We start from the raw sequence: 23,413 nt of genomic DNA, 5'->3' as shown, positions 1-23,413 counted from the left end.
CGTTCCACCGCCTCCACGTCGCCGGCGAGCACCGTCGAGTCCGGGCCGTTCACGGCTGCGATCGAAAGGCCGCCCGGGTCGACGTCGGCGAACGGAACCGCCACCATCCCACCCCGGCCCGCGATCGGCCGCAAAGCCCTACTCCGCAACGCCACCACCCGCGCGGCGTCCTCCAAAGACAAGGCACCCGCCACATACGCGGCCGCGATCTCCCCCTGCGAATGACCAACCACCGCCGCAGGTTCGACACCGTACGAACGCCACAATGCGGCCAGCGAGACCATCACCGCGAACAACGCCGGCTGTACCACATCCACGTCATCGAGCGGGCCCGCCAGGATTTCGCGCAACGACCAACCCGTATACGGCCTCAACGCCTCCGCACACGCCCGCATCGACTCCGCAAACACCGGCGACGAGTCCCAGAGCTCCAGACCCATCCCGGTCCACTGCGAACCCTGACCCGGGAACACAAACACCACCCGGCCGTCACCCGCCCGGCGGATCACGTCCTGACCGACCACCGTCCGGTAGTCCAGAGCGGCCCGGCCGGTCGCCAGCGTGTAGGCCACATCCACCCGGCGTACGCGGGAAAGCTTTTGCAGCTCTTCGACCTGCTCGGCCAGAGCCTCCTCGGAGGCCGCCGACGCCACCCACGGCATCGCCGGCCCGGCATCGTCGCCGGGCTCCTCGTCGGCGACCGCCTCGAGGATCACGTGGGCGTTGGTGCCCGACATGCCGAAGGCCGACACCGCCGCCCGGCCCGGCACCCATGGCACCGGATCGGTCAGCAGCCGCACCGCACCGGCCGACCAGTCCACCCGCGTCGACGGCTCGTCCACGTGCAGGGTCCGCGGCAACAGGCCGTTCCGCATCGCCAGCACCATCTTGATCACACCGGCCACCCCGGCCGCGGCCTGCGTGTGCCCGAGGTTCGACTTCACCGAACCCAGCCACAACGGCCGGTCCCGCTGTGCACCGTAGGCGGCGAGCAACGCCTGCGCCTCGATCGGATCGCCCAGCGTCGTCCCGGTCCCGTGGGCCTCCACCGCGTCCACGTCACCCGGCAGCAGCCGCGCGTCCGCGAGGGCGCGTTCGATGACGCGCTGCTGGGCTGGGCCGGACGGCGCGGTCAGGCCACTGCTGGCGCCGTCCTGGTTCACCGCGGAGCCGCGCACGACCGCGAGCACCGGGTGACCGTTGCGGCGGGCGTCGGAGAGCCGTTCCAGCAGCAGCATGCCGGCCCCCTCGGACCAGCCGGTGCCGTCGGCCGTATCGGCGAAGGCCTTGCACCGCCCGTCCGGGGCGAGGCCGCGCTGCCGGCTGAACTCGATGAACATGCCGGGCGTGGCCATCACCGTGGCACCGCCGGCCAGGGCCAGGTCGCACTCGCCGTCGCGCAGCGCCCGCACCGCCAGATGCAGCGACACCAGCGACGACGAGCAGGCCGTGTCGACCGTGACCGCCGGACCCTCCAGACCCAGCACGTACGAGATCCGCCCGCTCGCCACACTGCCCGCGCTGCCGCTGCCCAGATAGCCCTCCAGCTCGCGGGCCGGCTCGGCGGCCGAGGTGTAGTCGCTGTAGGCCACACCGGCGTACACACCGACGGCCTGACCGCGCAGCCCCGACGGGTCGATACCGGCGCGTTCGACGGCCTCCCACGAGGTCTCCAGGAGAAGCCGCTGCTGGGGATCCATCGCCTGCGCCTCACGGGGGCTGATGCCGAAGAACCCGGCGTCGAACCGGTCGACGCCGGACAGAAAACCCCCGTTCCGGGCGTACGTGGTGCCGGCCCGCTCGGGGTCGGGGTGGTGCAGCGCCGCGAGATCCCAGCCCCGGTCGGCCGGGAAGCCGCCGATGGCGTCGCGGCCGTCGGCGAGCAGCCGCCACAGGTCCTCGGGGGTGTTGACGCCACCGGGCAGCCGGCAGCTCATCGCCACGATCGCGACCGGCTCGGGCTCGGTGAGCTCGCGGACCCGTTGCCGCGACCGGCGCAGATCGTCGGTGACCCGGCGCAGGTACTCGCGCAGTTTTTCCTCGTTGGACATCCCCGTGGCTCCCCGGTTCACGACAGACCGAGCTCGTGGTCGATGAGGGCGAACAACTCGTCGTCGTCGGCCGGTTCGGCCGGTTCGGCGTTCGGACGCCCGGGTTCCGGCCTGTCCCGCCACTTCGAGAGAAGCGTCTCCAGGCGGGCGGTGACCCGGCGGCGGGTGTCGGCGTCACCGTCGGCGGTGTCCAGCGTGACCGCGAGCCGGTCCAGCTCGGCCAGGATGCCGGAGTGGTCACCACCGTCCAGCTCAGCGAGCAGGTGCCGGGCGAGCCGACCAGGATCCGGGTGGTCGAACAGGAGGGTCGGCGGTAACCCGAGGCCGGTCTCCTGGATCAGCTGGTTGCGCAGTTCGAGGGCGGTCAGGGAGTCGAACCCGGCGTCGAGGAAACCCCGGTCGAGGTCGATGCGGGCCGGGTCGGCGTGGCCGAGGACGGCGGCGGCGCTGCCCCGGACCAGATCGAGCAGCGCGCCCAGACGGGCCGGGCCGGACAGCTCCCCCAACCGGCGGCGCAGACGGTCGCCGGGCCGGGCGCCGTCGGCGGCGGCCGGGCGGACCGGGCGGACCAGGCCGCGCAGGACGGCCGGGAGGGAGTCGCCCCGGGCCCGCCAGGCTTCCCGGTCGAGGCGGGCCGGCATGATCCAGGGCGGCGTGCCGGCGGCGGTGGCCGTGTCGAACCGGGTGAGTGCGGTGTCCGGGTCGAGGGGCCGGACACCGCTTCGGGCCAGACGCGCCCGGGCCGCGTCGTCGAGACGGCCGGCCATGCCGTCCGGGTCGTCCCAGGGTCCCCAGGCCAGGGCGTGGGCGGGAAGTCCGGCGGCGCGGCGGTGGGCCGCGAGAGCGTCGAGGTAGGCGTTGGCGGCGGCGTACGCGGCCTGGCCGGCACCGCCGAGCACCGCCGCGGCCGAGGAGAACAGCACAAACGCGGTCAGCGGCCGGTCCGCGGTCAGCTCGTGCAGGTTCCGCGCGCCGTCCACCTTCGCCCGGAGGACCCGGTCGAGGTGCTCGGGAGTGACGTTGGCCAGGACCGCGTCCTCCACCACGCCGGCCGCGTGGACGACGCCGCGCAGCGGGTGTCCCGGGGTCAGGTCGCTCAGGAGGGCGGCCAGGGCGTCCCGGTCACCGACATCGCAGGCGGCCACGGTCACCTCGGCGCCGAGCGCGCCGAGTTCGGCGGTGGTCCCGCGGTCGCGGCCGGACCGGCCGACGAGCAGCAGGTGCCGCACGCCGTGCCGGGTCGCCAGATGCCGGGCGACGCGGCGGCCCAGCGCACCGGTGCCCCCGGTGATCAGAACCGTGCCCTCGCTGTCCCACAATGCCGGGTCCGGTTCCCCGTTGATGACCGTGCCCTCGCTGTCCCGCAATGCTGGTGCTGGTTCCCCGGTGATGACCGCGCCTTCGCTGTCCCACAATGCCGGTGCTGGTTCCCCGGTGGTGTCCGGGACGAGCCGGGGCACCAGAAGGGCGCCGTCGCGGATCGCGACCTGCGGTTCGCCGGCGGCGGCGGCCGCGCCGAGCAACCGGTGCAGTGATGCGGTGTCCAGGTCACCGTCGACGTCGGCGATCAGCAGCCCACCCGGGCGTTCCGCCTGCGCGGCGCGCAGCAGGCCCCAGACCGGTGCGGCGTCGAGGCCGGTGACGCGATCACCGTCGCGGGCGGACACCGCGTCACGGGTGACGAAGGCACGCCGGCCGGCGCCTTCATCCCGGACGAGAGCCAGGGCTTCCGCGACGTCGCTGACGTGATGCACCGTCACGGGACCGGTGCCGCCGTCACCGGTCCGCAGGGGAATCCAGTCGAGCCGGTAGAGAGCTTCGGCACGCCGGGCCGGGCCGTTCGGAGGCAGTTCCCGGGTGACCAGCCGGTCGATGCCGGCGACGAGGGTGCCGGCCGGGTCGGTCATGGTGATCGCCATACCGCCGTCGACCGGGCTGAGGCACACGCGCAGGCTGGTGGCGCCGGTGGCGTGCAGGGTCACGCCGCGCCACGTGAACGGCACCCGGGCGGCGACGGCATCCGCGCTCAGCGCGCCCGCGTGCAGGGCGGCATCGAGCAGGGCCGGGTGGATGCCGAAACGGGCGGAGTCGGCGCGGTGCGGTGCCGGCAGAACGACTTCCGCGTACGTCCGGTCGCCGTCCCGCCACGCCGCGCGCACCCCGTGGAACGCCGGGCCGAGCGCGAAGCCGGCCTCGGCGAAACTCTCGTAGAGGTCGTCCACGCCGACCGGCTCGGCGCCCGCGGGAGGCCACTCCGGCGGGGGCGGCGCGGGCGTCCGCACAGTGTCGGAGAGAACGCCGGTGGCGTGCCGGGTCCAGGGCTCGCCGGCGTGGCGGGCGTGCACGGTGAACCGGCGTGCGCCGTCCGGTTCGGGGCGCCCGGCCCGGAGCTGCAGGGCGGTCCGGACGCCGTCCGGGATGACCAGCGGCGTCTCCAGAGTCAGCTCGGCGACGCCCGCGGCACCGGCCCGATCGGCCGCGTGCAGGGCCAGCTCGACGAAAGCGGTCCCGGGCAGCACGACGGTGTCGTGAATGACGTGGTCGCCCAGCCAGGGCAGTTCGTGCGCCGCGAGGTGACCGGTGAGAAGCAGGCCGCCGTCGTCGGCCAGGTCGGCGGCGTGGTCCAGCCACGGGTGCCCGGTGCGGCTCCTCGACGGGCCGGCCAGCCAGTAGCGTTCCCGCTGGAAGGGATAGGTCGGGAGGGGCACCGGCGGTCCCGGCGGCAGCACCTTCGCCCAGTCCACCCGGACGCCGGCGACGTGGGCCCGGGCGAGCGCGGTCAGCACGGTTTCGACCTCGTCGCGATCGCCACGGGAAGACACGACGAACTGCCCGTGCCGGCCCAGGGCCGACAGCGCCCCGGCCGGGCCGACCTCCACGTACGTGGACACGTCGTGGCCGGTCAGCCAGTCCAGCCCGGCCCCGAACCGGACGGTCGCGCGGACATGGTCCACCCAGTACGCGGCGTCGAACTCCCGAATCGGTGCACCGGTGACGGCAGAGATCACCGCGGTCGCCGGGCGTTCGTAGCTGATCCCGGCTGCGACCTCGCCGAACTCGGCGAGCACGGGGTCCATGAGCGGCGAGTGGAAGGCGTGCGAGACGTCCAGCCGGCGCACCCGCCGTCCCCGCTCCCGCCACTGCGCGGCCGCGTGCTCGATCAGCTCCTCCGGCCCGGAGATCACCACCGACTCCGGGCCGTTGACCGCCGCCACCGGCAGCCCGGCGACCTCGGACTCGGAGGCCTGCACGGCGAGCATCGCGCCGCCGGCCGGCAGTGCTCGCATCAACCGGCCGCGCGCCGCGACCAGCCGACCGGCATCCGCCAGGGACATGACACCCGCCACGTGCGCCGCGGCCAGCTCGCCGATCGAATGGCCGAGCAGATAGTCCGGCTGGACTCCCCACGAGGCCCAGAGCCGGCTCATCGCCACCTCGAACGCGAACAGCGCCTTCTGCGCCACATCCGTGCGGGCCAGGATCGCGTCGTCGCCGGTGCGCACCTCGGCACCGTCCATCACCGACAGCGCCTCGTCCCAGACCTCGGCGAAGACCGGGAACGCGGCCGCCAGTCCGCGGCCCATTCCGGCCCGCTGCGCGCCCTGACCGCTGAACAGGAAAGCGAGGCCACCGCCGGAACCCTCCGGCCGGATGAGGCCCGGCGCTGAATCCCCGGCCGCGAGGGCTTGGAGGCCCCGCCTCAGCACAGCCTGGTCCTGGGCGAGAACCGCGGCCCGATGCCGTAGCGGGGCGCGACCGGTGGCGAGGGTTCGGGCGACGCCCGCCGGGTCGTCCACGTGGGGAAGCAGGCGGGCCGCCTGAGCCCGCAACGCCGCCTCGGAATGCCCGGACAACAGCCAGGGCACCGGGAGGCCGCTGGACCGCGGTTCCGGTTCCGGCGTGGGTGGTTCCTCGATCACGACGTGCGCGTTGGTGCCGCTCACGCCGAACGAGGACACGCCGGCCCGCCGGGGACGGTCGCCCGGCTCCCACGGCACGGCCTCGGTCAGCAGCCGGACCGCACCGGACGACCAGTCGACGTGCGGCGACGGCTCGTCCGCGTGCAGCGTCGGCGGGAGCGTCCGGTGCCGCATGGCCAGCACCATCTTGATCACCCCGCCCACGCCGGCCGCGGCCTGGGCGTGCCCGATGTTCGACTTCAGCGAGCCCAGTCGGACCGGACCGGCCCGGCCGGCGCCGTAGGTGGCCAGGATGGCGTCGGCCTCGATCGGATCGCCCAGCGCGGTGCCGGTGCCGTGCGCCTCCACCACGTCCACGTCGCTCGTGGTCAGCCCGGCGGCGGTCAGGGCCTCGCGGATCACCCGCTGCTGGGCCGGCCCGCTCGGCGCGCTGAGCCCGTTGCTCGCGCCGTCCTGGTTGACCGCGCTGCCGCGCAGCACCGCGAGCACCGGTTGCCCGTCACGACGGGCGTCAGCGAGCCGGCGCAGCAGCAGGACACCGGCGCCCTCGGCCCAGGCCGTTCCGTCCGCACCCGCGCCGAACGCCTTGCACCGCCCGTCCGGGGCCAGCCCGCCCTGCCGGCTGAACTCGACGAACGCACCCGGGGTGGCCATCACGGTGACCCCACCGGCCAGGGCGGCGTCGCACTCTCCCTGCCGCAGTGACTGCATGGCCAGGTGGATGGCGACCAGCGACGAGGAACAGGCGGTGTCGACGGTGACCGCCGGGCCCTCCAGACCCAGGGTGTAGGCGACCCGTCCGGAGGCGACGCTGCCGGCGCTGCCCTGACCCAGGTAGCCCTCGACCTCCTCGGTGGCCGCGCCCGGCGGGGCGTATCCGCCGTGCAGAAGACCGGCGAAGACACCGGTACGACTGCCCCGCACCGAGCTGGGATCGATGCCGGCCCGTTCGAAGACCTCCCACGAGATCTCCAGCAGCAACCGCTGTTGCGGGTCCATGGCGAGCGCCTCGCGGGGGCCGATCCCGAAGAAGTCGGCGTCGAACCGGGCCGCGTCGTGCAGGAAGCCGCCGTGGCGGGTGCGGGTCGTGCCGAGACCGCCGCCTTCGTCGAACAGCGCGGCGAGATCCCACCCGCGGTCGACCGGAAATCCGGTGATCGCGTCCCGGCCCTCGGCCACCAGCCGCCAGAGCGCTTCCGGATCGTCCACGTCGCCCGGGTAACGGCAGGCCATGGCCACAATGGCGATGTCGCCGCCGGTCGCCTCGGCCGGGGCTGGAGCCGGGGCGGCCGGGGCGGTCGCGGGTTCGCCGACCAGGTCGACGAGGTGGGCGGCCAGCCGGGCCGGGCTGGGATGGTCGAAGACGACGGTGGCCGGCAGGCGCAGCCCGGTGGCCGCGCTGAGCCGGTTGCGCAGTTCCAGGGCGGTCAGGGAGTCGAAGCCGAGGTCCTTGAACGCCCGGTCACCGAGCCCGTCCGGCGTCGGATGGCCGAGGACGGCGGCCGCCTGAGCCCGCACCAGGCCGGTCAGGAACCGGTGTCGTTCGGCCGTGGTGAACGACGCGAGCCGCGTGGCGAGGTCGTCGGCGCCGGTCGGTGCCGGCGCCGCGGCCCGGGGCAGCGACCGCCGCCGGACGACCAGGCGGGCCGGCACCAGCAGCGCCTCGGCCGAGGCCACACCCGCGTCGAACAGGGCCAGCCCGTCCGGCACGCTCAGCGGGAGGACACCGGCGCGCCGCCGCTGGGCCCGGTCGAGGTGGCCGGTCATCCCGCTCGGTGGCTCCCACAGTCCCCAGGCCAGCGACACCGCCGGGCGGCCGGTGCCGCGACGGTGCTGGGCGAGGGTGTCGAGGAAGGCGTTCGCTGCCGCGTAACCGGCCTGGCCCGCTCCGCCGAGAATCCCGGCCGCCGAGGAGAACAGCACGAACGCCGACAGGTCGGCGTCGCGCGTCAGCTCGTCGAGGTGGCGGGCGGCGTCCACCTTGGGGCGCAGCACCCGGTCCAGCCGCTCGGCGGTGAGGCAGGAGACGAGCCCGTCGTCGAGAACACCGGCGGCATGGACGACGATCCGCAACGGATGCGCGGCCGGGATGCCGGCGAGCACGGCGGCGAGAGCCTCCCGGTCGGAAGCGTCGCAGGCGGCCACCGTGGCCTGCGCGCCCAGGGCAGTCAGGTCCGCGGCCAGGGCGGTGGCCGGTTCCCGGCTGAGCAGAACCACGTGCCGCACACCCCACGAGGTCACCAGGTGCCGGGCGACGATGCCGCCGAGCGTGCCGCGGGCGCCGGTGATCAGCGCGGTGCCGGTCGGGTCCACCGGCACCGGCACGGTCAGCACCAGCTTGCCGACGTTACGTCCCCGGCTCAGATGCCGGAACGCGTCCCGGGCCCGGCGCACGTCGACCGCGGTGCACGGAAGCGGCCGCAGGGGGCCGGCGATCAGGAGACCGAGCATTTCCCGCGTACGGTCGGCGCCCGCCTCGGCCAGGTCGAAGGCGCGGTAGCGGAGCCGGGGATGGTCGCCGGGATCGCGGATGTCGGTCTTACCCATCTCGATGAAACGGCCGCCGTCGCGGACCAGACCCAGCGACGCGTCGGTGAACTCGTTGGCCAGGCTGTTCAGGACGACGTCGAGGCCCTGCCCGCCGGCCCGGGCCCGGATCCGTTCGGCGAAGCCGGGATCGCGGGACGAGGCGATGTGGTCCGCGGGCACGCCGAGCGCGCGGACCGCGGCCCACTTGGCCGGGCTCGCGGTGGCGTAGACCTCGGCGCCGAGGTGCCGGGCGAGCCGGACCGCGGCCATGCCGACCCCGCCCGCGGCGGCGTGCACCAGAACTGTGTCGCCGGGCCGGATCCGGGCCAGATCGACCAGCGCGTAGTAAGCGGTGAGGTACGCGATCGGCACAGTGGCGGCCTCGGCGAACGACCAGCCCGCCGGGATACCGGCCAGCTGCCGGTGATCGGCGACCGACTCGGCGCCGAACGAGCCGGGCAGCAGGCCGAACACGCGGTCCCCGGGCCGCAGGCCGGTGACGCCCGGCCCGGTTTCGAGCACGACGCCGGCGCCCTCCCCGCCCAGCCCGGTCTCCCCCGGAACGGCGCCCAGCGCGACCATGACGTCCCGGAAGTTCAGACCGGCGGCGCGCACACCCACCCGCACCTGTCCCGGTCCCAACGGCTCCGGGGCGCCCGAATGCTCCACGAGGCGCAATTGGTCGAGCCGGCCCGCCTCGGCGAGGTCGAGCCGCCAGGAGGCGGGCAGCGGCGGTTCGGGCTCGGCCGGGACCACCACGGGGACAAGAACCTCCCCGGCCCGGACCGCGACCCGGCTGCCGTCGGAGGCCCGGAGCCGGGCGACGGCCCGGCCCAGCGCCGGATCACCCGGCTCGCCGTCCAGATCGACCAGGCCGAACCGGCCGGGATGTTCCGCGGCGGCCGAGCCGATCAGACCCCAGACCGGTGCCGCGAGGGGGTCCGGCCGCTCGCAGGGCCCGGTGGCGACGGCGCCGCGGGTCGTGAGGACCAGTCGTGACCCGGCGAAACGCTCGTCGGCCAGCCACTGATGAATCAGGCTGAGAGCAGCCGCCGTGTCACCCACGGGCGACGGCACGACCAGTGCCGGCGGCACCGGATCGGGAACCGATGCCAGATCGCCGGCTCGCACGACCTCGACCGAGTCGTCGGCTCCGACCGGTGTCCACTCCACCCGGTGCATCGCGTCGAGCCCGGGACCGACGGCGGTATACGGCCGCAGCGCGAGGGATCCGACCGTGGCGACCGGGGCGCCCGTCCGGTCGGTGACGTCGAGACTGAACCGGTCGGCACCGGCCGGGCGGAGACGGACGCGCAGGTCGGCGGCGCCGGTTGCGTGCAGCGTGACGTCGCTGAAGGCGAACGGCAGACGGTCACCGCCGCTCGCGTCGACCACCGACCCGGCCCGTACGGCCTGGGCCCCCGCGTCGAGCAGTGCGGGGTGCAACAGGTACCGCCCGGCGTCGGCGCGTTGCGGCCCGGGCAGCGACACCTCGGCGTACACCTCGTCACCGTGCCGCCAGGCGGCTCGCAGGCCCCGGAACGCGGGCCCGTACGCGAAACCGTCCGCGGCCGCGTCCGTGTAGAAGTCCCCGACCGGCACGGGCACAGCTCCGGGGGGCGGCCACGCGGTGAGTCCGGTTCCCGCCACCTCGCCGTCCGACAGCACACCGGTGGCGTGCCGCCGCCACGGGCCGTCCGGTCCGGCCGACGAGTGCACGGTGAGCGGCAGCCGCCCGTCCGCGCCGGGCTCGCCGACCCGGACCTGCACGGGAACGTGCCCGGTCGGCGGCAGGATCAGCGGCGCCTCCAGGATCAGTTCGTCGACGCGGGAGCAACCGGCCCGGCCCGCGGCGGTCAGGGCCAGTTCCAGCAGGGCGGTTCCGGGCAGCAGCACGGTGCCGCCGACGGCGTGGTCGGCCAGCCACGGATGGTCCGTCCTGGACAGACGGCCGGTGTAGAGATGCCCGGTCGCGCCGGCCAGGGGCGTGCTGGTCTCCAGCAGGGGGTGCCCGGCCTCGCCGGCGGGGGCCGAGCCGGTCAGCCAGTACCGCTCCCCCTGGAACGGGTAGGTGGGCAGGTCGGTCAGGCGGGTCTCGTGCCCGGCGTACGCGGCCCGCCAGTCGACCGGGGCGCCGTGGACGTAGGCGGCGCCCAGCGAGTCGAGCAGGCGGGCCGTGCCACCGTCGTCGCGCCGCAGGGAGCCGACTCCCACGGCGTCCAGCGGCAGTGTCTGGAGCAGCACCGGGTGGGGGCTGGCCTCGACGAAGAGATGGTCCTGGAGCCGGTCCACCGCGGGCCCGAACCGGACCGTCTCCCGCAGATTCCGGTACCAGTACGCCGCATCCAGCACCACCTCCTCCCCCGGGCTCACCGTCGAGACGAACGGCACCACCGGCGTACGAGGCTCGATCCCGTCCAACGCCGCCAGAATCTCCCCGCGGACCGCCTCCACATGCGGCGAATGCGACGCATAGTCCACCGCGATCCGCCGCGCACGTGGTTCCCGTACGAGAAAACGCTCCACCGCCTCGGCATCACCGGACAGCACCACCGACTCCGGACCGTTGACCGCCGCCATGCTCAACTCACCCGGATCCACGTCGGCGAACGGCACCGACACCATGCCCCCACGCCCCGCGATCGCCCGCAGAGCCCGGCTCCGCAACGCCACCACCCGCGCCGCGTCCTGCAACGACAACGCTCCCGCCACGTACGCGGCCGCGATCTCCCCCTGCGAATGACCGACGACGGCCGACGGCTCCACGCCGTACCAACGCCACAACGCCGCCAACGACACCATCACCGCGAACAACGCCGGCTGCACCACATCGACCTGGTCGAGTGGGCCGGCCAGGACCTCCCGCAACGACCAACCGGTGTGCGGCCGAAGGGCCTCTTCGCATGCCAGCATGGACTCGGCGAACACCGGCGACGAGTCCCACAACTCCAGGCCCATCCCGGTCCACTGCGAACCCTGACCCGGGAACACGAGGACGACGCGACGGTCGGTGGCGGGCATCACCGGAGCCGAGCTCAGTTCGCGGAGCCGGTCGACGAGGCCGGCACGGTCGGCGGCGACGGCCACCGCCCGGTACGGCAGGGTGGCCCGCCCGGTGGCCAGGGTGTGCGCCACGTCCAGCAGCCGGGCCCGGTCCTCGCCGATGACCGCCGCGAGCCGGTCCGCCTGGGCCCGCAGGGCGGCTTCGCTCCGGGCCGAGAGCACGAACGGCAGCACCGGTCCGCCGTCGTCGTCCGGTCCGGCCGCGCCCGCCGGGGCCTGCTCCAGAATCACGTGCGCGTTCGTCCCGCTGACCCCGAACGACGACACGCCGGCCCGCCGTACCGTGCCGCCGGAACGCCAGTCGACCGGTTCGGCCAGCAGCCGGACCGGCCCCTCCGACCAGTCCACGTGCGGGGACGGTTCGGCCGCGTGCAGGGTGCGCGGCAGCGCCTCGTGCCGCAGGGCCAGGGCCATCTTGATGATGCCGCCGACGCCGGCGGCGGCCTGGGTGTGCCCGACGTTCGACTTCAGCGAGCCCAGCCAGAGCGGCCGGTCCCGGCCCGGGCCGTACGTGGCCAGCAGCGCCCGCGCCTCGATCGGGTCGCCCAGGGTGGTGCCGGTGCCGTGCGCCTCGACCGCATCGACGTCGCCGGGTTCGAGCCGGGCGTTGGCCAGCGCGGCCCGGATGACCCGTTCCTGAGCCGGTCCGCTCGGTGCGCTCAGCCCGTTCGAAGCGCCGTCCTGGTTGACCGCGCTGCCCCGCAGCACGGCCACGATCGGACGGCCCAGCCGGCGGGCGTCGGAGAGCCGGGCCAGCAGCAGAAGCCCGGCCCCCTCCGCGAACCCGGCCCCGTCGGCATCAGCGGCGAACGAGCGGCAGCGGCCGTCCGCCGACAGACCACGCTGGCGGCTGAACTCGGTGAAAAGCCGCGGCGTGGCCAGCACCGTGACGCCGCCGGCCAGGGCCAGGTCGCACTCCCCCTGCCGGAGCGCCTGCATGGCCAGGTGCGTGGCGACCAGAGACGACGAGCAGGCCGTGTCGACCGTGACGGCCGGTCCCTCCAGCCCGAAGGTGTAGGCCACCCGCCCGGAGACCACGCTGCTCGAGCCGCCCGTGCCGAGAAAGCCCTCGACCTCGGCCGACACGTGCGCCAACCGGCTGGCGTAGTCGTGGTGCATCACGCCCGCGAAGACGCCGGTGCGGCTGCCCCGGACCGCCGCCGGGTCGATACCCGCCCGTTCGAAGACCTCCCAGCTCAGCTCGAGCAGGATCCGCTGCTGCGGGTCCATGGCGAGCGCCTCGCGGGGGCTGATGCCGAAGAACCCGGCGTCGAAGCGGCCCACGTCGTCGAGGAAGCCACCACGACGGGTGTACGACGTACCCGGGTGGTCCGGGTCGGGATGGTAGAGCGACGTGACGTCCCAGCCCCGGTCCCCGGGGAAGTCGCCGGTGGCGTCGATCCCGTCGGCCAGGAGCCGCCACAGCTCGTCGGGGCTGTCCGCGCCGCCAGGATAGCGGCATCCCATCGCCACGATGGCGATCGGTTCACCGGCGGCCACCACGCTCACGGGCGCGGCCGGCCCGGGTTCGGCCCGCCCGTTCATGCGGGTCGCCAGGTGGGCGGCCAGCGCGTCCGGTGTCGGGTGCTCGAAGACGAGCGTGGCCGGCAGCCGCAGACCGGTCGCGCCGGCGAGACGGTTGCGCAGCTCGACCGCCGTCAGCGAGTCGAATCCGAGATCGCGGAAGGCGGCACCGGGACCGATCGCGTCGGTTGTGGCGTGCCGCAGGACCGCCGCGGCGTGCTGCCGGACGAGTTCCAGCGGATCGGCCACGGTGCTCACGACCGGCTGGGCCCGCGCGGCCCGGGCCACAGCGGGCGGGGCGTGGTCGAGGCGCGCGGCCACCACCGCGGGCTCGTCGCCGGCCAGGGCGGCGTCGAACAGCGCCAGGCCCTCGGCGTCGTCCAGGGGCGCCACCCCGGAGTCGGTCATCCGGGCCAGGTCGGTGTCGTTCAGTCGCCGGGTCAGGCCGCTCCGGCGGGACCACATGCCCCAGGCGATCGACACGGCGGGACGGCCGAGCGCGCGGCGGCGCACGGCGAGCGCGTCGAGGGCGGCGTTGGCGGCGGCGTATCCGCCCTGGCCGGGTGATCCCCTGGTGCCGGCGAGCGACGAGAACAGCACGAACGCCGTCAGGTCGGCCCCGGCCGTGAGCTCGTCCAGGTGCCGGGCGGCGTCGATCTTGGGGCGGAGGACCGCGTCCACCCGCTCCGGGGTCAGCGCGGTGAGGACGCCGTCGTCGAGGACACCCGCCGCGTGCACCACGATCCGGACCGGCTGCCCGGCGAGCGCCACCCGCAGCGCTTCCCGGTCGGCCACGTCGATCGCGTGGACGGTGACTTCGGCGCCGCCCGCGGTCAGCTCGTCCGCGAGGGCCGTGGCCGGGGTGCGGCCGAGGAGCAGCAGCCGGCGTACGCCGTGCCGGTTCACCAGATGCCGCGCGACGAGCCCGCCCAGCGTGCCACCGGCGCCGGTGATCACGGCGACGCCGTCGCCGATGGTGGTGGTGCCGGTCGGTGCGGCCGGCACCGGAGTCAGCCGGGAGCCGTACACCCGGCCGCCGCGGACGACGACCTCGGTCGCACCGGCCGCGAGCGCCGGCAGCGCCACGGTCACGTCGCCGTCGGTGTCGGCCAGCGCGAACCGGTCCGGGTGCTCGGCCCGCGCCGACCGGACGAGACCCCAGACCGCAGCGGCCGCGACACCATCGGTTCCGGCCGCGTCGTCCGGCCCGCCCGCGACACCACCGGTTCCGCCCGCGTCGCCCGGGCCGGCCGCGACACCACCGGTTCCGCCCGCGTCGCCCGGGCCGGCCGCGACCGCACCGCGGGTGACGAAGACCAGGCGGGAGCCGGCCCGGCGCTCGTCGGCGAGCCAGGCCTGAGCGGTGGCCAGGGCCGTGTGCACGGCGGCGTGGGTCTCCTCGGCCGCGACCGGCAGCAGCACGGTCGCCGGGACCGTATCGGGCAGGCCGGCGGCCGGGTCGAGCATCGTCCACTCGCCGGGTGCGACCGGCGGGCCGTCCGGCAACGGCTCCCAGGCGAGCCGGCGCAGCGGGGTCAGGGAACCGGGCAACGGCCGGGTCGTGAACGCGTCGACGGTGATCACCGGGCGGCCGGTGTCATCGGTGACGGCCAGGGACGATCCCTCGGCGGACGGGCGGAGCCGGACCCGCAGCGCGGCGGCGCCGGTCGCGTACCGCGTGACCCCGGTGAAGGCGAACGGCAGGCGGCCCGGCTCGCCGTCGGGCCGGGCGGCCGCCGAGGCCTGCAGCGCGGCGTCGAACAAGGCCGGGTGCAGCCCGAACCGTGCGGCGTCGGCCTCCTGCCCGGCGGGGATCCGCACGTCGGCGTACACGTCGTCGCCGTGCCGCCACAGCTCGCGCAGGCCCTGGAACGCCGGCCCGTAGCGGAATCCCGCCGCGGCCAGGCGATCGCGCAACGCGTCCGCGTCGACCGGTTCGGCGCCGTCGGGCGGCCACGGGCCCGTTGACTCCTCCGGAACCGGTCCGTCCGCGGTCAGGATACCGGTGGCGTGCGTGGTCCACGGCTCGTCGTCGTCCGGACGGGCCGACACGGCAACCGCCCGGCGGCCGCTGCCGTCGTCGGCGCCGACGGTGACCTGCAATTGCACCCCGCCCCGCTTCGGCAGCACGAGGGGTACGGGCATCACCAGCTCGTCGACGCGGTGGCAGCCGGCTTGCTCACCCGCGCGCAGCACCAGTTCGAGCAGCGCCGTGGCGGGCAGCAGCACGGTGTCCCGGACACCATGATCGGCGAGCCAGGGGTGGGTGAGCCGGGCGATCCGCCCGGTCAGTAGCAGGTCGCCCGCGGTGCCGGCCAGCGTCGTGGCCGCGCCCAGCAGCGGGTGCCCGGTCGGGCCGAGCCCGAGGCCGGCGGCCGCGTCGGCAGCGGGCGGGGCGTCGAGCCAGTACCGCCGTCGCTGGAACGGATAGGTGGGCAGGACGACCGGCCGCCCGGCGGGCGCCAGGTCCCGCACGCCGGCCCCGCGGACGTACGCCTCGGCTCGGCCGCGCAGGAGGCGCCCGGCCTCGCCCTCGTCGCGGCGCAGGGTGCCGATCGCGTCCGCGGGCATCGCGGCCAGCAGCACCGGGTGGGGGCTGACCTCGACCAGAAGGTGGTCCCGCAGCCGCTCTACCGCAGCCCCGAACCGCACCGTCTCCCGCAGATTCCGATACCAGTACACCGCATCCAACGGCACACCCGGCTCCACCGTCGACAGGAACGGCACCACCGGCTCCCGCGGCTCGATCCCCGCCAACGCCACCAGGACCTCGTCGCGGACCGCCTCCACGTGCGGCGAATGCGACGCATAGTCCACCGCGATCCGGCGCGCCCGCGGCTCCGCGGCCAGGTACCGCTCCACCGCCCCCACATCACCGGCGAGCACGGTCGAGTCCGGACCGTTGAGCGCCGCCACCGAGAGCTCGCCCGGATCAACGACGGCGAACGGAACCGCCACCATCCCACCCCGGCCCGCAATCGACCGTAAAGCCCTACTGCGCAACGCCACCACCCGCGCCGCGTCCTCCAACGACAACGCCCCAGCGACGTACGCGGCCGCGATCTCTCCCTGCGAATGACCGACGACAGCCGACGGCTCCACGCCGTACGAACGCCACAACGCGGCCAACGACACCATCACCGCGAACAACGCCGGCTGTACTACGTCGACCTCATCGAGCGGGCCCGCCAGGATTTCGCGCAGTGACCAACCCGTATGCGGCCTCAACGCCTCCTCGCACGCCTGCATCGACTCCGCAAACACCGGCGAGGAATCCCACAGCTCCAGACCCATCCCGGTGCACTGCGAACCCTGACCCGGGAACACGAAGACGACGCCGCGTGTCCCCTCCGGCGCCCTCCCAAGCACGGTGTGCGGGCCGGGCGTGCCGGCGGCCAGGGCAAGCAGCTCACCGGAAAGGGTCTCCACGTCAGCCGCCAGCACGACCGCCCGTTCGGCGAAGCGTGCCCGGCCCGTGGCCAGGGTATGCGCCACGTCCACCAGCCGGGGCGCGGCGGCGACGTGCCCGGCGAGCTCGGCCGCCTGCTCGCGCAAGGCGGCCTGGTCGCGTGCGGCGAGCGGAAACGCCATCAGGCCGTCGACCGCGGCCGGCCCGGGTTCCTCCGGCGCCTCCTCGATGATCGCGTGGGCGTTCGTGCCGCTCGCCCCGAACGACGACACCCCGGCGCGGCGGGGTCGTCCGGGCTCGGCCGGCCAGGGGGCGGGCTCGGTCAGCAGGGAGACCGAGCCCGCGGTCCAGTCGACGTGGCGGGACGGTTCGGCGGAGTGCAGGGTGCGGGGCAGCACGCCCGCGCGGAGTGCCAGAACGGCCTTGATGACGCCACCGACCCCGGCCGCGGCCTGTGTGTGGCCGATGTTGGATTTCAGCGAGCCGAGCCACAGCGGCCGTTCCCGGTCCTGCCCGTACGTGGCGAGCAGTGCCTGCGCCTCGATCGGGTCACCGAGCGGGGTGCCGGTGCCGTGCGCCTCCACCGCGTCCACGTCGGCGGCGGTCAGCCCGGCGTCGGCGAGCGCGGCCCGGATCACGCGCTGCTGGGCCGGGCCGTTGGGCGCGGTCAGCCCGCTGCTGGCGCCGTCCTGATTGATGGCGGTGCCGCGGACCACGGCCAGCACCGGATGCCCGTTGCGCCGGGCGTCGGAGAGCCGTTCCAGCAGCAGGATGCCCGCGCCCTCGGCGAACCCGGCACCGTCGGCGTCGTCCGAGAACGCCTTGCACCGCCCGTCGCGGGCCAGGCCGCGCTGGCGGGCGGCCTCGATCAGCATGTTCGGGGTGGCCATCACCGTGACCCCGCCGGCCAGCGCCAGGTCGCAGTCGCCGTTGCGCAGGGCCCGGACCGCCAGGTGCAGGCAGACCAGCGAGGACGAGCAGGCGGTGTCGACGGTGACGGCCGGGCCCTCCAGCCCCAGCGTGTACGCGACCCGTCCGGAGGCGATGCTGCCGGCGCTGCCGTTGGCGAAGTAGCCCTCGCTGCCCTCCGGTGCCCGGGGCAACCGGGCCGCGTAGTCGTGCGACATGACCCCGGCGAACACGCCGGCGCGGCGGCCGCGGACCGCGTGCGGATCGATGCCCGCCCGCTCGAACGCCTCCCACGAGATCTCGAGCAACAGGCGCTGCTGGGGGTCCATGGCGACGGCCTCGCGCGGGCTGATCCGGAAGAAGGCCGGGTCGAAGTCGGCGGCGTCGTGCAGGAAACCGCCCTCGCGTGCGTAACAGGTGCCGGGCCGGTCCGGGTCGGGATCGTAGAGGGCGTCGAGGTCCCAGCCCCGGTCGTCGGGGAACCCGGAGACGGCGTCGCCGCCCGAGGCGAGCAGGGACCACAGGTCTTCGGGCGATCGCACACCACCGGGGTAACGACAGGCCAGGGCGACGACGGCGATGGGTTCGCGGTCGCGGCTCTCGAGCTCGTGGATGCGTTCCCGGGCCGCGGAGAGGTCCGAGGTGACCCACTTGAGATAGTCGAGCAGCTTGGCGTCGCTCATCGGGCATCACTCCCGTTGCCGTTCGCCCGGCCGAGATGCTGGTCGATGAAGGCGAACACCTCGTCGGCGGACGCACTCTCCAGCACGGGCCGGTTCGCGGGCTCGGTCTCCCCCGCCACAGGTCCGAGGGGCGCGGGTTCGAGGGACGTGGGTTGCAGGGCCGCCGCCAGGTGCTCAGCCAGCCGCCCGGGGGTGGGGTGGTCGAAGATCAGCGTGGCCGGCAGCCGCAGGCCGGTCACCGTGGCCAGCCGGTTGCGCAGTTCGACGGCGGTCAGCGAGTCGAAGCCGATCTCGAGGAAGCCGTGTGCCTCCGGGATCGCCGCGGCCGACCCGTGGCCCAGAACCACCGCGGCGTGGTCACGGACCAGGCCGAGCAGACCGGCCCGGGTGGCCGGAGGTGCGGAGGGACCCCGGGCCGCCGCTGCACGGGGGTACTGGGCGGCGGCCCGGGGCGCTGCGCGGCCGGCACCCGAGAGCAGGCCGCGCAACAGGGCGGGCACTGCGGTGTCCCGCAGCGCCGCCGGATCAAGGTGTGCGGCGACGACGGCCGGTTCGGCCGCCACCAGTGCCGCGTCGAGCAGTGCAAGTCCTTCGGCGGGCGTGAGCGCCACCATGCCGGACCGGCGCATCCGCGTGATGTCCCGGCCGGTGAGGTGACCGGTCATCCCGCCCCCGCCGTCCCAGAGCCCCCAGGCGACGGCGACACCGGGCTGCCCGTTCGCCCGGCGGTGCTGGGCGAGGCCGTCCAGGAAGGTGTTCGCGGCCGCGTAGTTGCCCTGTCCCTGGCGGCCGAGGACACCGGCCGCCGCGGAGAAGAGCACGAACGCGGTGAGGCCGGCCCCGCGGGTCAGTTCGTGCAGGTGCACCGCGCCGTCGATCTTGGGTCGGAGCACCCGGTCGAGCTGAGCCGGGCTCATCGCCTCGACCAGGCCGTCCTCGAGCACCCCGGCCAGGTGGACAACCGCGGTGAGCGGGTGCTCGGCGGGCACCCGGGCGAGCATCCGGGCGGTCGCGTCCCGGTCGGCGATGTCGGCCGCCTCGACGGTCACGGTTGCGCCGAGCGCGGTCAGTTCGGCGACGAGGTCCGCGCCGCCGCCCCGCCGGCTCGCCAGCAGCAGGTGCCGCACGCCGTGCGCGGTGACCAGGTGCCGGGCGACAAGCGCGCCGAGGGTGCCGGTGCCGCCGGTGAGCAGCACCGTCCCGTTGCGGTCGAGGGCGGTCCGGGGGTTGTGGCGCGCCTCGGCCCGGGTCAGGCGCGGTGTCCGTGCGGTGCCCGCGCGGACGGCCAGTTGGGGTTCCGCCGGAGAGAGCAGGAGCGGGATCGCGCCGTGGGAGGCCGGCTGATCGTCCACGTCGACCAGGTGGAAACGGTCCGGATGCTCCGACTGCGCCGAACGGACGAGGCCCCAGACGGCGGCGTGGGACAGGTCCGTGACGTCCTCGTCCGGCGTGGTCGCGACCGCGCCCCGTGTGACGATGACCAGGCGGGAGGCGGCCAGCGCGGGATCGTCGAGCCATTCCCGGATCAGGGCGAGAGCCCGATGGACGGCCGACCGCGCCGACGCGGCCAGGTCGCCGTCGCCGGGCTGAAGGGTCGTCAGCACATGGCCGGGGACGGGTGCTCCGCCCGCGATCGCGCGGCGCAGCGCCGACAGGTCGGCGTGGACCGGGGCTCCCGCGGCCAGACCGAGCGGGTCGGGGCCGGCCACCACGCGGTCACCGAGGCCCGGCGCGCCCGCGAGGGCCGGCCAGGACACCCGGAAGAGGAAGTTGCTGGGCAGCACGGTCAGGGGCCGGGTGGACAACGACTCCACGGTTGCCACGGGCGCGCCGGTGAGATCGTGCAGTTTGAGGCTCAGGCCGCCGTCAGCGGCGTCGCGCAGCCGTACCCGGACAGCCGTGGCACCGGACGCGTGCAGCCGCACACCGGCCCAGACGAACGGGACCTGGGCCCGGTCACCAGGGTCGACCCGGTTCAGGGCGGCGGCGTGGGTGGCGGCGTCGAGCAGCGCCGGGTGCAGCCCGAAGTGGTGGGCCCCGCCCGCCAGTTCCTCGGGCAGGACCACCTCCGCCAAGGTCTCGTCACCGTGCCGCCACACCGCCTGCAGGCCCTGGAAGGCCGGGCCGTAGGTGATTCCGGTCGCGGCCAGCCGGTCGAGCACGTCCCGGGGGTCCACACGTTCGGCGCCGGTGGGCGGCCACGGGCCGTTGTCGTGCTCCGGGGCGGCGCCGGCGCCGGGACGGAGAGTGCCGGTGGCGTGGGTGGTCCACTCCCCGTCGTGGCGGGAGTGGAGGGAGACCGTACGGCGGCCGGTGTCGTCGGGGCGGCCGACCACCATCTGCACTGTCGCCGGCGGGCGCAGGGGCGCCTGCAACGTCAGTTCCTCGACCGTGTCACCGGCTCGCAGGGCCAGTTCCAGCAGGCCGGCCCCCGGCACCAGCGGCTGCTGGTCAACCTGGTGATCGGCCAGCCAGGCCGCATCGATCCGGCCGTCATAGACGGTCCCGTGCGCCCAGCCGGCCGGTTCCCCCAGCCATCCGGGTGATCCGCCGTCGAGCCAGAAACGACGGCGCTGGAACCGGTACGTCGGCAGCACCACCCGCCGCACGTCACGCCCCGCGAAGACCGCCGCCCAGTCGACCTCGGCACCGCGCGCCCACACCCGCGCCACCGATTCGTAGAACCGGTCCAGGCCACCGTCGTCGCGGCGCAACGACCCCATCTCCGGCACCAGCACCGGATGCGGGCTCATCTCGACCAGCAGGCTCCGCCCGGCCACCGCGTCGGCGAAGCGGACGGTCTCCCGCAGATTGCGATACCAGTACACCGCATCCAACGGCACACCCGGCTCCACCGTCGACAGGAACGGAATCCTCGGGGTCAGCGGCTCAATGCCCGCCAACGCCGCCAGAACCTCCTCACGCACCGCCTCCACCTGCGGCGAATGCGACGCATAATCCACCGCGATCCGACGCGCCCGCGGCTCCACCGTCAGGAAACGTTCCACCGCCTCCACGTCGCCGGCGAGCACCGTCGAGTCCGGGCCGTTCACGGCTGCGATCGAAAGGCCGCCCGGGTCGACGTCGGCGAACGGAACCGCCACCATCGCACCCCGGCCCGCGATCGGCCGCAGAGCCTTACTCCGCAGCGCCACCACCTGCGCGGCGTCCTCCAAAGACAAGGCACCCGCCACGTATGCGGCCGCGATCTCCCCCTGCGAATGACCAACCACCGCCGCAGGTTCGACACCGTACGAACGCCACAATGCGGCCAGCGAGACCATCACCGCGAACAACGCCGGCTGTACCACATCCACGTCATCGAGCGGGCCCGCCAGGATTTCGCGCAACGACCAACCCGTATACGGCCTCAACGCCTCTTCGCACGCCTGCATCGACTCGGCGAACACCGGCGAGGAATCCCAGAGCTCCAGACCCATCCCGGTCCACTGCGAACCCTGACCCGGGAACACGAAGACCGGCCGCCCGCCACCGGCCTGGACCGGCAGAGCCTCGCCGGACACCCACCGCCACGGCAGAGCGGCGCGGCCGACCGCCAGCGTGTAGGCCACATCCACCCGGCGTACGCGGGAAAGCTCTTGCAGCTCTGCGACCTGCTCGGCCAGAGCCTGCTCGGACGCCGCCGACACCACCCACGGCACCGACGGGCCGTTGTCCTCGGCCGGATCCGGCTCCGCCTCGGCGGCTTCGAGGATCACGTGCGCGTTGGTGCCGGACATGCCGAACGCCGATACCCCGGCCCGGCCCGGAATCCAGGGCACCGGCTCGGTCAGCAACCGCACCGCACCGGCCGACCAGTCCACCCGCGTCGAAGGCTCGTCCACGTGCAGGGTCCGCGGCAACAGGCCGTTCCGCATCGCCTCCACCATCTTGATCACACCGGCCACCCCGGCCGCGGCCTGCGTGTGCCCGAGGTTCGACTTCACCGAACCCAGCCACAACGGCCGATCACGACCCACCCCGTACGCGGAAAGCAAGGCCCCCGCCTCGATCGGATCACCCAGCCGGGTCCCCGTCCCGTGTCCTTCGACCACGTCCACGTCACCCGCCGACAGCCGCGCATCAGCCAGTGCCTCGGCGATCACCCGTTCCTGGGCCGGCCCGTTCGGCGCCGTGAGGCCGTTCGACGCGCCGTCCTGATTCACCGCCGAACCTCGCACCACCGCCAGCACCGGGTGCCCCCGGCGGCGGGCGTCCGACAACCGCTCCACCACGAGCAGTCCCACACCCTCGGACCAGCCCGTGCCGTCCGCCGCTTCCGCGAACGGTTTGCACCGGCCGTCCGCGGCCAGCCCGCCCTGCCGGCCGAACTCGACAAAGACGTCCGGCCCGGCCATCACGGCCACCCCGCCGGTGACGGCCAGATCGCATTCGCCGCGCCGTAGCGACGCCGCCGCCAGGTGCAGCGCCACCAGCGACGAGGAGCAGGCGGTGTCGACGGTCAGCGCCGGCCCGTGCAGGCCGAGCGTGTAGGCGATCCGCCCGGAGAACACGCTTGTCGCGCTGCCGGTCAGCCGGTAGCCCTCGACCTCGGCCGGCACGACGGCCAGTCCTTCGCCGTAGCCCTGCGGGGAGGCGCCGACGAACACGCCCGTACGGCTCCCGCGCAGTGAGCGCGGATCGATGCCGGCCCGTTCGAACGCCTCCCAGGCCGTCTCCAGAAGCAACCGCTGCTGCGGGTCCATCGCCGTGGCCTCCCGCGGCGAGATTCCGAAGAAGCCCGCGTCGAACTCCCCGGCACCGTCGAGGAAACCCCCGGTCCGCACCTGGCTGCGGGCGGTCCGTTCCGGGTCCCAGCCACGGTCGTCCGGGAACGGGCCGAGCACCTCGTCACCGCCGGTCACCAGCCGCCACAGGTCTTCGGGGGAGGTGATCCCGCCCGGGTAGCGGCAGGCCATGCCGACGATGGCGATCGGTTCGCCGGGTTCCGCCGCGGCCGGCGGGTGGGCCGTGGCCGGTGTCTCGGCGCTGTCGACGAGGCGGGCGGCGAGGGCGGTGGCCAACGCGGCCGGGGTGGGGTGGTCGAAGACGACGGTGATCGGCAGCCGCAGGCCGGTTTCGTCCTGCAGCAGCCGGCGCAGTTCCACCGCGGTCAGTGAGTCGAAGCCGAGGTCGCGGAAGGCCCGGTCGGCCTCGATCTCGTCGGGGGTGTCGTGGCCGAGGACGGCGGCGGCGTGGCCGCGCACCACATCGGTCAGGTTGGCGGCGTGGTGGGTGACCGGTTCGGCCGTCAGGCCGGTCAGAAGGGGGCCGGGCCGCGGCGAAGGTGGTCGCGAACCGGTCCCAGTCCACGTCGGCCACCGC

At 74.7% G+C, this 23,413-nt stretch carries 2 protein-coding genes and 1 pseudogene; all 3 read right to left on the bottom strand.

Going from position 1 to position 23,413, the window contains the following annotated elements:
• Positions 1-2,051: type I polyketide synthase (locus JIG36_RS28755; protein ID WP_203379522.1), on the bottom strand; the 2,051-nt coding region annotated here is incomplete at its 3' end.
• A 17-nt stretch (positions 2,052-2,068) separates the two neighbouring features.
• The gene (locus JIG36_RS52325; RefSeq protein WP_236048373.1) at positions 2,069-18,088 is read right to left on the bottom strand and encodes a type I polyketide synthase; all 16,020 of its coding nucleotides are present in this window, start codon (positions 18,086-18,088) and stop codon (positions 2,069-2,071) included.
• Positions 18,085-23,265 (bottom strand): annotated as a pseudogene (locus tag JIG36_RS52320) (SDR family NAD(P)-dependent oxidoreductase); the annotation flags it as partial. The pseudogene JIG36_RS52320 and the gene JIG36_RS52325, both read right to left, overlap by 4 nt.
• Positions 23,266-23,413 lie beyond the last annotated feature (148 nt).

The sequence above is a fragment of the Paractinoplanes ovalisporus genome (assembly GCF_016834655.1).
GTDB classification, from domain to species: Bacteria; Actinomycetota; Actinomycetes; order Mycobacteriales; family Micromonosporaceae; genus Actinoplanes; species Actinoplanes ovalisporus.
This window is presented reverse-complemented; position numbering and strand designations above follow the sequence as displayed.

Coding starts and splice junctions, on each gene's coding strand:
- JIG36_RS52325 (WP_236048373.1), bottom strand. CDS start 18,088: ATGAGCGACGCCAAGCTGCTCGACTATCTCAAGTGGGTCACCTCGGAC.